Source organism: Streptomyces sp. NBC_00435 (genome assembly GCF_036014235.1).
Lineage (GTDB): Bacteria > Actinomycetota > Actinomycetes > Streptomycetales > Streptomycetaceae > Streptomyces.
The window spans coordinates 6656610-6672039 of sequence record NZ_CP107924.1; the positions used below are offsets into that span (position 1 = coordinate 6656610).

The 15430-nt window shown below is 69.6% G+C and carries 16 protein-coding genes and 1 pseudogene; 11 read left to right on the forward strand and 6 right to left on the reverse strand.

The genetic code is table 11. The annotated features are described in order from the left end of the window. Window positions 1-44: 44 nt before the first annotated feature. Window positions 45-296: a helix-turn-helix domain-containing protein gene (locus tag OG389_RS30100; protein ID WP_328301598.1), complete on the forward strand. Its 252-nt coding sequence runs from the start codon at window positions 45-47 to the stop codon at window positions 294-296. Between the two features lie 149 nt (window positions 297-445). Beyond that, window positions 446-1696 (forward strand): alginate lyase family protein, encoded by a 1251-nt coding sequence (locus OG389_RS30105; RefSeq protein ID WP_328301599.1) that lies wholly within the window; start codon window positions 446-448, stop codon window positions 1694-1696. Window positions 1697-1756: 60 nt separating this feature from the next. Here OG389_RS30105 and OG389_RS30110 read toward each other — a convergent pair whose 3' ends face one another. Further along, a complete protein-coding gene (locus OG389_RS30110; RefSeq protein WP_328301600.1) occupies window positions 1757-1912 on the reverse strand; it encodes a hypothetical protein in 156 nt (51 codons plus the stop codon). A gap of 95 nt (window positions 1913-2007) precedes the next feature. Here OG389_RS30110 and OG389_RS30115 point away from each other — a divergent pair, with 95 nt between their 5' ends. The 9 genes and pseudogenes from OG389_RS30115 (at window position 2008) to OG389_RS36880 (ending at window position 11136) form a co-directional block, all read left to right on the forward strand. Next, window positions 2008-2409, forward strand: a complete 402-nt coding sequence (locus OG389_RS30115; RefSeq protein WP_328301601.1) for a PPOX class F420-dependent oxidoreductase — start codon at window positions 2008-2010, stop codon at window positions 2407-2409. Between the two features lie 45 nt (window positions 2410-2454). Continuing rightward, the gene (locus OG389_RS30120; RefSeq protein WP_328301602.1) at window positions 2455-4239 is read left to right on the forward strand and encodes a hypothetical protein; all 1785 of its coding nucleotides are present in this window, start codon (window positions 2455-2457) and stop codon (window positions 4237-4239) included. A 173-nt stretch (window positions 4240-4412) separates the two neighbouring features. Beyond that, window positions 4413-5255 carry a nitrilase-related carbon-nitrogen hydrolase gene (locus OG389_RS30125; RefSeq protein ID WP_328301603.1) on the forward strand — a complete coding sequence of 281 codons (843 nt, stop codon included), beginning with the start codon at window positions 4413-4415 and terminating at the stop codon, window positions 5253-5255. After that, complete coding sequence (locus OG389_RS30130) at window positions 5252-6547, forward strand: aspartate aminotransferase family protein (protein WP_328301604.1); 1296 nt, start codon at window positions 5252-5254, stop codon at window positions 6545-6547. Before OG389_RS30125 ends, OG389_RS30130 begins: the two co-directional genes overlap by 4 nt. Before the next feature lie 17 nt (window positions 6548-6564). Then, a complete protein-coding gene (gene hydA, locus OG389_RS30135) occupies window positions 6565-7965 on the forward strand; it encodes a dihydropyrimidinase (protein WP_328301605.1) in 1401 nt (466 codons plus the stop codon). 45 nt (window positions 7966-8010) lie between these two features. Further along, the gene (locus OG389_RS30140) at window positions 8011-9012 is read left to right on the forward strand and encodes a TIGR03842 family LLM class F420-dependent oxidoreductase (RefSeq protein ID WP_328301606.1); all 1002 of its coding nucleotides are present in this window, start codon (window positions 8011-8013) and stop codon (window positions 9010-9012) included. Between the two features lie 353 nt (window positions 9013-9365). Continuing rightward, entirely contained in the window at window positions 9366-9632 is a 267-nt protein-coding gene (locus OG389_RS30145; RefSeq protein ID WP_328301607.1) for a replication initiator, read from the forward strand. Continuing rightward, window positions 9632-9832, forward strand: a complete 201-nt coding sequence (locus tag OG389_RS30150; protein ID WP_328301608.1) for a helix-turn-helix domain-containing protein — start codon at window positions 9632-9634, stop codon at window positions 9830-9832. Before OG389_RS30145 ends, OG389_RS30150 begins: the two co-directional genes overlap by 1 nt. After that, window positions 9829-11136: pseudogene (locus OG389_RS36880) on the forward strand (tyrosine-type recombinase/integrase). The gene OG389_RS30150 and the pseudogene OG389_RS36880 overlap by 4 nt, the downstream one beginning before the upstream one ends. 120 nt (window positions 11137-11256) lie before the next feature. Here OG389_RS36880 and OG389_RS30160 read toward each other — a convergent pair. From OG389_RS30160 to OG389_RS30180, 5 genes are all read right to left on the reverse strand, one after another. Beyond that, entirely contained in the window at window positions 11257-11469 is a 213-nt protein-coding gene (locus tag OG389_RS30160) for a hypothetical protein (RefSeq protein ID WP_328301609.1), read from the reverse strand. 40 nt (window positions 11470-11509) lie between these two features. After that, window positions 11510-12106, reverse strand: a complete 597-nt coding sequence (locus tag OG389_RS30165) for a hypothetical protein (protein ID WP_328301610.1) — start codon at window positions 12104-12106, stop codon at window positions 11510-11512. 221 nt (window positions 12107-12327) lie between these two features. Beyond that, complete coding sequence (locus OG389_RS30170; protein ID WP_443059474.1) at window positions 12328-12663, reverse strand: hypothetical protein; 336 nt, start codon at window positions 12661-12663, stop codon at window positions 12328-12330. A gap of 155 nt (window positions 12664-12818) precedes the next feature. Then, window positions 12819-14066, reverse strand: coding sequence for a helix-turn-helix domain-containing protein (locus OG389_RS30175; protein WP_328301612.1), 1248 nt, complete (start codon window positions 14064-14066; stop codon window positions 12819-12821). An 867-nt stretch (window positions 14067-14933) separates the two neighbouring features. Continuing rightward, on the reverse strand, window positions 14934-15422 hold the full coding sequence (locus tag OG389_RS30180; protein ID WP_328301613.1) for a hypothetical protein: 489 nt from the start codon (window positions 15420-15422) through the stop codon (window positions 14934-14936). Window positions 15423-15430: the final 8 nt, after the last annotated feature.

Here is a 15430-nt window from a genome sequence, read left to right on the forward strand (position 1 = left end):
AACTGTAACGGGATAGTTATTGGGGTTCGGGGTAGGATGGAGTCATGGTCCGAACCCCCCTCACCCCCGAAGAGCGCGAGCGCGGCGAGCGCCTCGGCGCCCTGTTGCGCACGGCCCGCGGCGGCCGCAGCATGGTCGAGGTCGCGGCCAGCGCCGGGCTCTCCGCCGAGACCCTCCGCAAGATCGAGACCGGCCGGGCCCCGACGCCCGCCTTCTTCACCGTGGCGGCCCTCGCCGAGGCGCTGGGGCTCTCGCTCGACGACGTGATGCGGCGCTGCGCCTTCGTGCCGGTCTGACGGGGTGGCGGCCTCGGCCGATTCCGAAGCGGCGGCGGCCTCGGCCGATCGGCCTCCTCAGCCTGCCGTTCGGGCGGGCCCGGCGGCCGAACGGCCCAATCGGCGGTGGGGCGGGCGGGGCGCGGGGCAAGCGTGAACTCGTGCCAGACATGAACACATCCGCATCCGCATCCGCATCCAAGCGACTCGGTCTCGGACTCGTCGGCGCCCTCCTCGCGGGCGGCCTGCTGCTCGCGGCATGCGCCGTCCCCGAGGGCCGGGCCCAGTCCAAGGCTCCGGACGACGTGGTCTTCCGCCACCCGGGCGCCGTGGTCAGCCACACCCGGCTCCAGCACGCGAAGCAGATGGTCGCGGCCGGCAAGGAGCCGTGGAACTCGGCGTACCAGGCGCTCCTCAAGAGCCGCTACGCCTCCCTGGAGTACCCGGCGCACCCGGCCGACGTGGTGCCCTGCCCCTTCAACTCGGGGCCGCAGTCCTGCCTCGACGAACGCCAGGACGCGATCGCCGCCTACACCCACGCCCTGCTGTGGTCGGTGAACGGACGGACCGCCCACGCCCGCAAGGCCGTCCAGATCATGGACGCGTGGTCCGCCGTGATGAAGCGTCATGCCGAGGACAACGCCGGACTCCAGGCCGCCTGGTCCGGCTCCACCTGGGCTCGGGCCGCCGAGATCGTCCACGCCGACTACCCGAACTGGGGCGACACGCAGGTCACCCGCTTCAAGGAGATGCTGCGCACCGCCTACCTCCCGGCCGTCCGTACGCAGGTGCCGGCGTACAACGGCAACTGGGAGCTGGCCATGACGGACGCCGCCATGAGCATCTCCGTCTTCCTGGAGGACCAGGCCGTCTTCCGCGAGTCCGTGGAGCGGTTCAGGGAGCGCGTCCCGGCGTACTTCTACCTCAAGCGGGACGGCGCCCACCCGCTCGGCCCGCCGCGCACGGGCATCGACTCGCCGGACAAGGTCAAGGCGTACTGGTTCGAGCAGGGGACGTACGTCGACGGCATCGCCCAGGAGACCTGCCGCAACCTCATGCACGTCGGCTACGCCCTTGCCGCGTCGGCGCACATTGCGGAGACGGCCTGGCACCAGGGCGTCGACCTGTACGGGGAGCAGGGTGAGCGGCTCAGGGCGGCGCTGGAGTTCCACGCCAGGTACCAACTGGGCGAAGAGGCCCCCGAGTGGCTGTGCGGGGGCAAGCTGGAGCGCACCATGGGCCCGGACCTGGAGGTGGCCCTCCAGCACTACGAGCAGCGGGCGGGCGCGAAACTTCCGTACACCCGCCGGCTGGTCGAGAAGACGCGGCCGGCTGGGACGGACGACCTGTTCGTGGCGTGGGAGACCCTCAGCCACGGGGAGGCGGCGCCGGCCGCGGGCGTTTCCGCTCCGGCCGGTTAGCCGGTTAGTCGGTTAGTCGGTTACGCGGTTGGTCGGTCAGTCGGCTGGTCGGCTGGTCGGTCAGAGGAGCCCGCGCAGGAATCCGAAGAAGGAATGCACCAGCACGGCCAGGAGCACGAGGACTCCGATGAGCACCGCGGTGACCCAGGAGCAGCCACCCCCGGGGCCCCCGTCCGCACGGTCCCCACCGCCCAGCTCCCAGTCGAACAGGTCCATGGCATTCCCCCTCTTCCGGGGCCGGTCGCGGGCGGCCGGCGCGGGGCACGGGCAGGGCGGGCGGTCGCGGCGGCCGCTCCGCGTAGGGTCGGCGCATGACGGTTGAAGAGCTGGGCAGGGCGCGCTACGTCAGTCTCACCACCTTCCGCAAGGACGGCACCCCGGTGGCCACGCCGGTGTGGGCGGTGGCGGACGGTGGTGAGCTGTACGTGTGGACGCGGAGCGATTCTTGGAAGGTCAAGCGGATCCGCAACAACGGGCGGGTCGCGGTCTCGGCGTGCGACGTACGCGGGCGCGTGGTCGAGGGGGCTCCGGTGACCGAGGGAGAGGCGCGACTGCTGGACGAGGCGGGGCTGAATCGGGTGCGCAAGCTGATGTCGCGCAAGTACACGTGGCAGTTCTGGATGGTGGACGTACCGGCCGCCGTGTTCCGCCGGGGCAAGCGGCCGCACACCGCGATCGAGGTCAGGTTTGCCCCGCCCGCCGTCAAGCTTTGAGACGCCTGTAGCCCGCCTGTAACACAGGTGGGATCCAATGCGGGGATGGAGACCGCGACTTCGCAGGTGATCGGTCAACTCTCCGGATACATGCGGGGGTTGACGCAGAGGCTGGATCCAGGAGCGGGCTGGTACGGGGAGTTCCTGCGGCGGGATCCGGAGGGCATGCGGGCCTGTCTCGACGGGGCCGCGATGCCGCCGTGGGACGTACTGGAGTCACTGCTCGGCGACTTGGCGGCAGCGGTGGGCGCGGGGCAGCTCGCGCGGGAGACGCAGTACGCGGCCGGTCTGCGGGCCGCTGCGGTCGGAGTCTGGGACCGACTGCCGGGCGGTGCGGAGGAACTGCGCACCCTGCTGGCCTCGGTCGCGGCGCAGCGGGCACAGGCGACCTCGGCGCTGCGCGCGCTGTCCGCGCGGCTCGCGGAGACGGCGGACCCGGCCGAGGCCGCGGCCCTGTCGCGGGAACTCTCCTGGACCCGCGACGACGCCTCGCGCGGGGCCTCCCGGCACGCCGACCTGACGGCCCGCCTGGACGCGGTGTCCCCGGGTGCCCCGGTCGACCACCCCGGAACCCCGGCGCCCGGCGCCCCCGAGCCCTTGACCGGCGTCCCCGCGCAGCGCTCCGCGCAGCCGGGGGGAGCGCCGAGCGCTGCGCCGACCGGGACACCGGAGGGAGTACGGGTCGGGTCGGGCCCGGGCGCGGAGGCGGAGGCGGGGGCGGGGGCGGGGGAGCCCGTCGGTCGGGCCGAGGGGCGGTGGCTGCGCGGTGCGCGGCGGACCGGCGGGGCCCGCTACGCGGGTGCGGCGGTACCCGAGGAACAGGCCTTCACCATGCCGCCGGGGCATCCGTCCTCCGACGTCCCCTTGCGGGGCGCCCGCTTCGGCCGTCCCGCCCGCCCGGCGGCAGACCCGCCCGCGGACCGGGGCCCGTCGTCCGGGTCCGGCCGGGCTGCGCACGCCGGGCCGACGTGGGGGGCCCGGGGCGGGGCCGAAGGCTGGAACGGCGCCCCGGGGGGCGGGGCACGGGCCGGGGGCGGGGCAACGGGCCCCGGAGCAACGGGTCGCGGGGTGACGGGCCCCGGGAGCGCCACCGCCCCGGCGCCGCGACCGCGGAACGCGTCCGGTGCCTGGACCGACTCCCCGCAGGACGCCGGCGAGGGCGGTGGTCCCGGGCCGTGGACCGATGGCGCCGACCCGCGGGATGTCTCCACCTCCTGGGCCGGCTCCGCCCCCGGTGGTGTCCCGCACGGCGGCTCCGGCCGGTGGGCCGGCTCCGCCCTCGGTGGCAGGCCGGAAACGGAGGGTTCCGCCGCGGGTGGCGATCCGGTGGCGGGGTTCGTGGAGGGGCTCGTCGCGTTGCGGGGGCAGGGGCGGAGCGGGGAGGCGCACGCGCTGCTCTGCGAGGCCGCCGCCGGGCCCGCCGAGCGGCTGCCCTGGCTGGGTGAGGAGCTGGTGCGGGCCGGGCTGGCCGCCGACTGGGCCACCCTGCTCTGGGAGGCGGCCTCGCTGCCGCCCGCCCGGTTCGCCGCGGCCGCCGCCGCCCTCGGTCCCGCCGACGGCGACGCCCTGCTGCGCCAGGGCGCGGCCCGCCCCGCCGCCGAGATCGCCGAGGCGGCCCTCGTACTGGGTACGGCCGGCCGTACCCGCGAGGCGGACGCGCTGCTCGCCGCCTTCGTCCGGGTCCGCACCGCCGAGGAGTCGGCCCGGCTCGCCCGCCGGGATCCCCGGTGGTTCGCACCCCGGCTGCTCCGCGCGGCCGAAGCCCTCTCGGGGACTCACCACCGCGACCTGTTGCACGCCCTTCGAGTCGCTAATCTGCCCGTGGCCTGATCGGAAACGACCACGTGCCGACGTAACTTCTACGTTTACTGATCGACTACTCCAACCGCGCAAGGCGGTCTTGCCCCGGGCCGGGCCGAGGCCTACCTTCAACTCCCTACGCGCAGCCGTCGTACACCCTCTACGTGCGTAGAAGCCGGCGTACCCGTCGCGAGGAGCAGCTCATGGCCCAAGTCGTCCGCGCCGCACTGGTCCAGGCCACCTGGACCGGAGACACCGAATCGATGATCGCCAAACACGAGGAGCACGCCCGCCGGGCCGCCTCCCAGGGCGCGAAGATCATCGGCTTCCAGGAAGTCTTCAACGCCCCCTACTTCTGCCAGGTCCAGGAGCCCGAGCACTACCGCTGGGCCGAGGCCGTCCCCGACGGTCCCACCGTCCAGCGCATGCAGGCGCTCGCCCGCGAGACCGGCATGGTGATCGTCGTACCGGTCTTCGAGCTGGAGTCCGAGGGCTTCTACTACAACACCGCCGCCGTCATCGACGCCGACGGCAGCTACCTCGGCAAGTACCGCAAGCACCACATCCCCCAGGTCAGGGGCTTCTGGGAGAAGTACTACTTCCGCCCGGGAAACCTCGGCTTCCCCGTCTTCGACACCGCTGTCGGCCGGATCGGCGTCTACATCTGCTACGACCGCCACTTCCCGGAAGGCTGGCGCGAACTGGGGCTGGCCGGAGCCCAGTTGGTCTACAACCCGTCCGCCACTTCCCGGGGCCTGTCCGCGTACCTGTGGCAGATGGAGCAGCCCGCGTCCGCCGTCGCCAACGAATACTTCGTCGCCGCGATCAACCGCGTCGGCCAGGAGGAGTACGGCGACAACGACTTCTACGGCACCAGCTACTTCGTCGACCCGCGCGGCCAGTTCGTCGGGGAGCCGGCCAGCGACAAGGAAGAAGAACTCCTCGTCCGCGACCTCGACTTCGACCTGATCAAGGAGGTCCGCGACCAGTGGGCCTTCTACCGCGACCGGCGCCCCGACGCCTACGGAGGACTCGTACAGCCGTGACCAACCCGATCCCCCTGCACAGCCGGCACCGCAGCGTCCTGCCCGACTGGCTCGCGCTCTACTACGACCGCCCCATCGAGCTCACCCACGGCGAGGGCCGCCACGTCTGGGACGCGGACGGCAACCGCTACCTCGACTTCTTCGGCGGCATCCTCACCACGATGACCGCCCACGCCCTGCCGGAGGTGACCAAGGCCGTCTCCGAGCAGGCCGGGCGGATCATCCACTCCTCCACCCTGTACCTCAACCGGCCCATGGTCGAACTGGCCGAACGCGTCTCGGCGTTGTCCGGCATCCCCGATGCCCGGGTCTTCTTCACCACCTCCGGCACCGAGGCCAACGACACCGCCCTGCTGCTCGCGACGACGTACCGCCGCTCCAACCAGATCCTGGCGATGCGCAACAGCTACCACGGCCGGTCCTTCTCCACGGTGTCCATCACCGGCAACCGGGGCTGGTCCCCGACCAGCCTCTCGCCCCTCCAGACGTACTACGTCCACGGCGCGGTCCGTACCCGGGGCCCCTTCGCGCACCTGAACGACGCCGACTTCACCGCGGCCGCCGTCGCCGACCTCGAGGACGTACTGGGCCAGGCCCGGGGCGGGCTCGCGGCGCTCATCGCCGAGCCGGTCCAGGGCGTGGGCGGGTTCACCTCACCGCCGGACGGGCTCTACGGGGCCTTCCGCGAGGTCCTCGACCGCCACGGCATCCTCTGGATCAGCGACGAGGTGCAGACAGGCTGGGGGCGTACCGGAGACCACTTCTGGGGCTGGCAGGCGCACGCCCAGAACGGACCGCCGGACATCGTCACCTTCGCCAAGGGCATCGGTAACGGCATGTCCATCGGCGGAGTCGTGGCCCGCGCCGAGGTGATGAACTGCCTCGACGCCAACTCCATCTCCACCTTCGGTGGTTCACCGATCACCATGGCGGCCGGCAACGCCAACCTCGCGTACCTCCTCGACCACGACCTCCAGGGCAACGCCCGCCGCGTCGGCGGACTGCTGCTGGAACGGCTGCGGGCGGTCGCGGCGACCGTGCCCGCCGTACGGGAGGTGCGCGGCCGGGGCCTGATGGCCGGACTGGAGCTGACCCGGCCCGGCACCGACCAGGCCGACCCGGACGCGGCCACCGCCGTACTGGAGGCGGCCCGGGCCGGCGGTCTGCTGCTCGGCAAGGGCGGCGGCCACAACACCAGCGTGCTGCGCATCGCGCCGCCGCTCTCCCTCACCGTCGCCGAGGCGGAAGAGGGCGCCGAGATCCTCGCCGAGGCCCTGCGAAGCCTCAACTAGCACCGGGGGAGACGTACATGAGCATCCGCACCCTCATCCGCGGCGGGCTCGTCATCACGGCCGCCGACGAGCTCCACGCAGACGTCCTCATCGAGGACGGCCGGGTCGCCGCCCTCGCCGCACACGGCTCGGCGGCGGCCGCGGCCTGGACGGCCGACCGGACGATCGACGCGAGCGGGAAGTACGTCATCCCCGGCGGCGTCGACGCGCACACCCACATGGAGCTCCCGTTCGGCGGCACCGCGGCCTCCGACACCTTCGAGACCGGGACCCGGGCCGCCGCCTGGGGCGGCACCACCACCATCGTGGACTTCGCCGTCCAGACGCCGGGCCACGCCCTGCGCGAGGGCCTCGACACCTGGTACGCCAAGGCCGACGGCAACTGCGCCGTCGACTACGCCTTCCACATGATCCTCTCGGACGTCAACGAGCGGACCCTGAAGGAGATGGACCACCTGGTGGGGGAGGGGGTCACCTCCTTCAAGCTGTTCATGGCGTATCCGGGGGTCTTCTATTCGGACGACGGGCAGATCCTGCGGGCGATGCAGCGGGCGTCGGGCAACGGCGGGCTGATCATGATGCACGCCGAGAACGGCATCGCCATCGACGTCCTCGTCGAACAGGCCCTGGCGCGCGGGGAGACCGACCCCCGCCACCACGGCGAGGTCCGCAAGGTGCTGCTCGAAGCCGAGGCCACCCACCGCGCGATCCAGCTGGCCCGGGTCGCGGGCTCCCCCCTCTACGTGGTCCACGTCTCGGCGGAGGAGGCGGTCGCGGAGCTGGCGGCGGCCCGGGACAAGGGCCTGCCGGTCTTCGGGGAAACCTGCCCGCAGTACCTCTTCCTCTCCACGGACAACCTGGAGGAGCCCGACTTCCAGGGCGCCAAGTACGTCTGCTCAACCCCCCTGCGCCCGCGCGAGCACCAGGCGGCGCTGTGGCGGGGCCTGCGCACGAACGACCTCCAGGTGGTCTCGACCGACCACTGTCCGTTCTGCTTCCGCGGCCAGAAGGAGCTCGGCCGGGGCGACTTCTCCAAGATCCCCAACGGTCTCCCGGGCGTGGAGAACCGCATGGACCTCCTCCACCAGGCCGTCCTGGACGGGCACATCAGCCGCCGCCGCTGGATCGAGATCGCCTGCGCGAGCCCGGCCCGGATGTTCGGCCTCTACCCGCAGAAGGGCACCATCGCGCCGGGTTCCGACGCCGACATCGTCCTCTACGATCCGCACGCCGAGCAGGTCATCTCCGCCGAGACGCACCACATGAACGTGGACTACTCGGCGTACGAGGGCAGGCGGATCACCGGACGGGTCGACACGGTCCTCTCGCGAGGCGAACTCGTCATCGACCGGCGGGAGTACACGGGCCGGGCCGGTCACGGTTCCTTCCTCCCCCGCGCCACCTGCCAATACCTGTAAACCACAAGCCGCAAGCCCGCACGCAGCAGCAAGGAGCAGCCAGCCATGGACTTCGGCCTCGTCCTGCAAACCGATCCGCCGGCCTCGCAGGTCGTCAGCCTGATGAAGCGCGGCGAGCGCAACGGCTTCCGCTACGGCTGGACCTTCGACTCGGCGGTCCTGTGGCAGGAGCCGTTCGTCATCTACAGCCAGATCCTGGCCAACACCCAGCGCATGCACGTGGGTCCGATGGTCACCAACCCGGGCACCCGCACCTGGGAGGTGACCGCCTCCACCTTCGCGACGCTGAACGACATGTACGGCAACCGCACCGTCTGCGGGATCGGCCGCGGAGACTCGGCGATGCGGGTCGCCGGCCGTGCCCCCAACACCCTGGCCCGCCTCGGCGAGGCCATCGACGTGATCCGCGACCTCGCCGAGGGACGGGAGGCGGAGGTCGACGGCAACCCGATCCGCATCCCGTGGATCAAGGACGGGAAGCTACCGGTCTGGATGGCGGCGTACGGTCCCAAGGCCCTGGCCCTGGCCGGGCAGAAGGCGGACGGCTTCATCCTGCAGCTCGCGGACCCGTACCTCACGGAATGGATGATCAAGGCTGTACGCGACGCGGCTTCGGCAGCCGGCCGGGATCCGTCCGCGATCACGATCTGCGTGGCGGCACCGGCGTACGTGGGCGAGGACCTGGCCCACGCCCGCGACCAGTGCCGCTGGTTCGGCGGCATGGTCGGCAACCACGTCGCCGACCTCGTCTCCCGCTACGGCGAGCACTCCTCGATGGTCCCGGAGGAGCTGACGGAGTACGTCAAGTCCCGCCAGGGCTACGACTACAGCCACCACGGCCGCACCGGAAACCCCTCCGCCGACTTCGTCCCCGACGAGATCGTCGACCGCTTCTGCCTCCTGGGCCCGGCCGAGGCCCACATCGAGAAGCTCCGCACCCTGCGCGCTCTCGGCGTCGACCAGTTCGCGGTGTACGCCATGCACGACGCGAGGGAAGCAGTGATCGACGCCTACGGGTCCGAGATCATCCCGGCGTTGAACGACTGAGGCCGCGGGCCCTCGACACCCGTCCCTGGACGACTGTCGAGGCCTCGCCTTGCCATCCTCTCCACTGTGGGCCCGCTTCACCCCCTATCTGCACCGGGAGTCCCCGCCTGGCCCGGCGTGACGCAGAAGGGCGCCCGCAAGGTTCTGCGGCTGTCCTTCGCGAGGTCGCCGAGCACCGGAAGCGCGGCCTGGTCCGCTTCCACGCCGTCATCCGACTCGACGACCCGGTCGGCACCGGCCAGCCCCCTCCGCCGCACGGGTTCGCGTCACGGCCGAGTCGGATGCGATCGGGGAACGCGAACTCGCCTGGGGCGAACAGCTCGACGTACGTCAAACTCTGGAAGTGGGCGCACATGCTCGGCTTCCGAGGCCAATGTCCCACCAAGCCCAGCTGCTACTCGGTCACCCTCGCCCAGCTGCGCGGCGCCCGCCGCGACCGGCGTACCGAACAGGCCCGCGTCCACGCCGGCCTTCTTGTCCTCGACCCGACGACAACGCCCGCCGTCGGCCACTGGGCCTGTCAGAGGTCGGGTTACAGCCCCGGCGCCGGACTCCTCGCTGCCGACGTCTGGCACCGCGGCGAACTGAAACGGCAGGTCGTAGCGGAAGAGGGCCCCTGATGAAGGCACCGGGTACGTCTCAAGACCTGCTGACTGGTCCGCAGGTCATGGCTTGCCTCCAGATCGGCCGCTCCGCTGTCGACGACCTGCTCCGGAACCGGCAGCTCGCGTCGATCACCCTCGGCCGCGCCCGGCGCATCCCCACCCACGCCTTCACCGACTTCATCCGCGCCAGGCTCGACCAGGAATCCGCCTGTTGACCACGCCCCGCGACCCCAGCCCCACCCGCCGCGCCACGCCAACGGCGCCGGGACCGTCGACCAGCGCAAGGACGACCGCTGGGAAGCCGCCGGCCACGTCCTCGCCCCGGGCAACACCGGCAAGCGGATCTGCGTCTACGGCACCACCGTAAGGAGGCTCTGGACAAGCGCACCGAGAAGACTGCCTCCAGCAACCGCGGCCGTTCCCATTCCGCTCGCGCAGGGCAGCGTCGGCGCGTACCCGACGTACGGGCTGGAGGCCGTCGCCATCCACCAGCTCCGCGAGAACACCCACACCCGATACACGGCCTGCGTCCACCAGCACCTCATCCCCGGCCTGGGCAAAGAAGAAGCTGGCCAAGCTCACCGCCAAGGACGTCCGCACCTGGCTCAACCAGCTCCGCACCACCTGCCAGTGCTGCGCCCGCAGCATCGACGCCAGTCGCGATCAGCCCCGCTGCTGCGCCACCGGCCGGTGCTGCCACAAGCTGCTCTCCCCGCTGACGTTCACCTACATCCACTCCGTCCTCAAGTCCGCCCTGGAGCACGCCGTCCGCGAGGAGGAGACCCCACGCAACGTCGCCCGCAACCTCCACACCGGCACCCCACGGCCCCGCCGCTTCGAACCCCTCACCGCCGACGAGGCCCGCCTGTTCCTCGCGTCCACGCGCGAACACCGGCTGCACGCGCTGTTTGAACTCGCCCTCCACACCGGACTCCGCAAGGGCGAACTCCTCGGCCTTCAGTGGGAAGACCTCGACCTCAGTGCGCGCACCGCCAGCATTCGCCGCACCCTCCAGCGCACCCAGACCGGCGGGCTCACCGTCCTGCCCACCAAGACCCGCGCATCCGAACGACGTATCGCCCTCCCCAGCGAGTGCATCCACTCATTCAAGGAACATCGTGAAGCTCAGGAAGGAGAACACGAAGCAGCAGCGGAGAGCTGGAGGGACAACGGTCTCGTCTTCAGCACACCGGCAGGAGGGCCTATTGACCCTGCGAACCTCAATCGCAGCTTTCGCACCCTCCTCGATCGAGCCGGGCTCCGCCGCATCCGCTTCCACGACCTACGGCACTCCACCGCCACCCTCCTCCTGGAGCAAGGCGTCGAACTCGTCGTGATCAAAGAACTCCTCGGCCACGCCCACATCGGCGTCACCGCCACCGTCTACGCCCACGTCCGACTCCGCCTTCAACACGACGCGCTCAACCTCCTTGGTCGCACGCTCCACAACCCTGCCGGAACCGCCAGCCGGCCTGACGCCAGCGACGTCCCGCCGTCTTGCGCACCGCCCGTCCGCTGACGTTGCCGTCACCTACTGCCGTCAAACCGCCAGAAGCCCCACCGGACCGAAATCCGGCGGGGCTTCTGGCGAACGTTCTCAGAAACACCTGCTTGACGGGCGAACCGCCTAAGAACTGCACTAGTCGAGCTGGTATTTAATCCAGTCCGTTCCACCCATCAGAGCCACACCAGTATCCGCGAGGCGCTTGGCTTCTGTCGTGTAGTAATGACTTGCTGCCCGCGACCGGGCACCCGACATGATGTTCTCCGCCCAGGCTCCTTTGAGCATGGTTTTTCTGGCGCGATCCCGCAGTTTCTTCCAAGCCGCCGCGAGGGGTGCTTCATCGGTCATGGCTGAAAGAAAAGACTCTCGCAGGATGGCGTCCGATTGCTCACCAAGAGTAATGAACAGTGAGTTCGGATTCTTTTTCGAGTATTCGAGGGATGAGGTGACGTTCAGGTCCACTGGGGAGCGGATTCAAGGAAATGCGGCGAACGTCGCCACCGCAGTCCAGCGCTGCCCCAGCTTCTCCCCCATCTACCAGTTTCACCTGGTAGATGGGGGAGAAGCGCTCCTCGGTCAAGAGCATCCCCGACTCTCTGGCCCACTCCCAAGCCATGGCATAGATCTCCTGACGGCCACCATGGAACTGAAGTGTCATTTTCATCGAGACTCGCCAATTGTAGGCAACGAAGTGCATCTCCATCCCGATCCCTTCGAGATCTTGCAACGCTTCAGCTTCTCGCTTGATCGGGGCGCCGGATCGCATCGTCTGCTTTCCAACATTGATTCCATATTGGGTGCCATCTGGCCGTTCCACTAGGACATCTGGCCGACGAGAATCCTTGAATCCGCCGGGCGTAGCAAACTCCCGTTCAGGCAGCCTGCCACCTCCTGCAATTACCTGGCCATCCGCTACCTGGTCGCCAACCTCAGTAATCTTCAGGTTATGCGGCCCGGTGCCAGCCGGTTTGGGCCCGCGCATCATTGCAGGCTTCCCGCCATTAGCGCAGTCGCATATCGATCTATGCCGAGGGACAGATCCACCGCAATTGTGGACGAGGACCGGCGTAGCCCCCGCCAGCACATAGTACGTGTGCTGGCAGCCCCTCCTCTAGCTGCTTTTATGCAGGTGGGGAGGGGTTTTGCGGTCCGCCGGAGTCCGTGGTTGTGCGCCTGAATCCGTGGTTGTTGCCGTCGCTACTGCCGTCAGGAGCCGGGGCTCTCGGGCGGGTCGGAGATGCGGCCGCCGCGTGACTCGGCGACCCGCAGTGCGTCGGCCAGGGCTTCGGTCAGCCGGCAGGCGAGCCACCGGTATTCGACGGCCGACAGCTCCTTGGCTCCGGGGTCCACGACCTTGCGGGCGTACTCCAGGAGTTCCTCGCCCATGTCGAGTTGTACTTCTTCGATGCTGTCGGCGAGGGAGGAGAGGTAGCCCCTGCCGTCGGTGCTGAGGTAGCAGGGGTTCCCGTCCTGAGTGGTCCATGGCAGTAAGCGAGGACCGGTCACGCCTGCTGCCGCGTCGTGGAGATCTCTGCGGCGCATGCGGTCCGCGTCGGTCCTGGATGTGCTCACCGTGCACCCCCACCTGGGTCGCCGATTGGAATACGGCGACCGTAGGGGCCGACTGTCCGTCACTCCATCTATGAGGCATGCCAGTTGACGACGGAGGGTACCGGAAGTATCGCGCTGCGTGGCATCTATCCGACGACGGCCAGGTAGGAAGCCATGTCGCGCATCTCTGCGGTAAGGGTGCGCTTGCGCTTCTTCAGGATCTCCTGCATGGTCTCGGCGGCCATCCGCTGATGCCTCAGCCACTCCGGGGATGCACGGCGGACTCCGGTCAGCTCGTCCATCGCCGCGGACAGGTCGTTGGTCCGGGCGTGCGCGCGGGCCACGTCCAGGCGGTGGCGGTTCCAGTTCTCGCCGCTCGGCCGCCCGGCGCTCTTCCAAGCCTTCGGCGACATGGCGTCCTCGCCGGATTTGCGAACGACCGCGCGAGCGTCTCCCACGACCATGTCGTCTTCCACGCCCTTCATGCCGACGGTCAGCGGCCCGAAGGTCGTCCAGTGCCGGAAGAACGAGCCGGTGTGCTCCCGTCCCACGGCGGATGCCGCCGTGTTCGCGACGCGGTGGTACTGGCGGGCCTCTTGGGGCCGGTTGTTGCGGCCTGCGGCAGCCGCAGCGCGCAGCGCCAGCCATCCCCATGCCGCGCACTCGTCGGGCGTCGCTCGGGACAGTCTCGGTTCGATCAGGTCGGCGGTCTGGGCGGCGAGCTGTTCGGCTTCGTCCAGCCGGCCCTGGCGCAGGAGCAGCCAGCACATCCCGATGACGCCGGATGCCCCGGTGAGTGTGTCCCCGGCCTGGCGTGCGTCGGTGATCGCGCCGGCCAGCGCGGTGTAGGCGAGGTCGTACTGCCGTACCTGCGTCAGGTAGCGCCCGGCCAACTGCAACGCCTCGGCACGGGCGAGGAGCGCCTGGCTGTGCTCCTCGCCGCTGTCGTAATGGGCGACCGCGCTGTTCGCATCCCGCAAGAGCGCGGGCAGTTGGGATGCGACGCTCTTGTAGCTGTCGGAGTGATAGAGCACCGCACCGTCATGGACCGTACGGCGGAAGCGGCGCAGGTTCGGCTCCTCCTCGGCGCTTTCGCGGTCCGAGTCGGCGAGTCCCACTGGTGGCGTGAGAGCCGCGCGGAGCTGGATCAGGTTGACGCGGTTCGGGTCCTCCGAACGACCCACGGGCTCTGGAGCGTCCGGCGCCAAGAGCGTTGCTGTGGTTACGCTCAGCGCGCGGGCGAGGGCGTGAAGGGTTTCCATGCGGACCGTGCCACCCTGCTCGACCTTACGCACCGTCCCCGGCGAGACGCCTGCGGCGTGGGCCAGTTCTTCCTGGCTCATCCCGGCCCGACGCCGGTACTTACGGACGTTGTCCGCCAGTTCCGTAGTCATGCTGACCACCTCCAGCGCCACGGTACGCCGGTCTGACGAGTCAACCGAGGGCTATCTGGCAGATACCCGCCCGAAGCGCTGACCCACCACCGGGCTTGGTCCCGAGCAAGCGGCCGACGCCCTGCAGGGCCGGTCCCCGGCAGAATCGGGGCCTGAGCGGGAGGGGTCCCTCGTCGGTCGGGCAGCTTCGCCGTACCAGGGTTCTCCGGGGGCCGCCAAGGCTCACTCCGTGACGCTTGCGCTTGGCCTTGGCGGCCCCCGGGGGTTCCTGGTACGCCTCCGGTGACCGGGCGACGAGGGGCCCCTCCCGCGACCCGATCACCCATCACCACGATGGAGCCGCACCCGCACTCGGCCTCCTCCCCCTCGGAGAGAGGGCCGGGGCCTGGGGCAGAGCCCCGGAGCAAACCCCCCGCTGGTGGCTGTTGCGCGCCCGGACCGGCGGGGCGGCCGGCAAGCGGGGCGGAGACAGGAGCGGGCGGCGGCCCCGAGGGGCCGGAGCGCGCGCGGGCCGCGTCAGCGGGCCGCCTTGATCAAGTAAAGAAACTCTGAACAGCTCTACTCGTAGGCTCTTGTGAAGATCGGTTCCGCAGTGTTGCTCTGGTCCATGATCCCTCTTCGCCGTGCCCAACAGCGTCTAAACCCACGTCCGGCTCCGCCTCCAGCACGCCGCCATCGACCGCTCGGCGGCGCCTTCAGCGAAACCGCCCAGGTCACCACCCGGCCCGACGGCGAACCGCTTTATGCACCCGTCCGATGACGTTGCCGTCAACTACTGCCGTCAGACACTGAAGGAGCCCCTCCGGCAACCAAATCCGGTGAGGCTCCTTCACGTTTTCATCCTGCCAGATTAATCAGGCAGGATGACTATCCTACTATATTCGACGAGATCCCCTTTGCGAGATCGCGAGCCGCCGCAGCAATAACTTCGTCCGAGTCCCCTTCGAGACGCTTGATAATCGGCATAGCATCGCTCAGGGCGCGATCCACTGCAATCTCCCACTGGATCTTCTCATCATAGTTTCCCACGTACTCCGATCGGGCATTTTGTGCAGATTTACGCCAGGCGTGGGATGCTCGAAGGATTCTAGCCACCAGCTGAAGAACCTCACGCCGAACCGCCGATTTTCCAGGAGCTGAGATTCGAATGAGAATCGGCAGGGCGACAGAGGTGGAACGACCGACAGCCACCCCTTGTGGACACACTTTCACCTTCAAATGAAACAGAGCATCAGTGGCCGAATTAATACCAGAAGAGCATACCCGTAGCAGCAAACCGTGCAGCTCTGGGTCCACTGCATTCAGGAGAATCATCTCGTCGGGAGTGATCTCGCAATCCATTCCTGCATCACTCACAGTAAGCC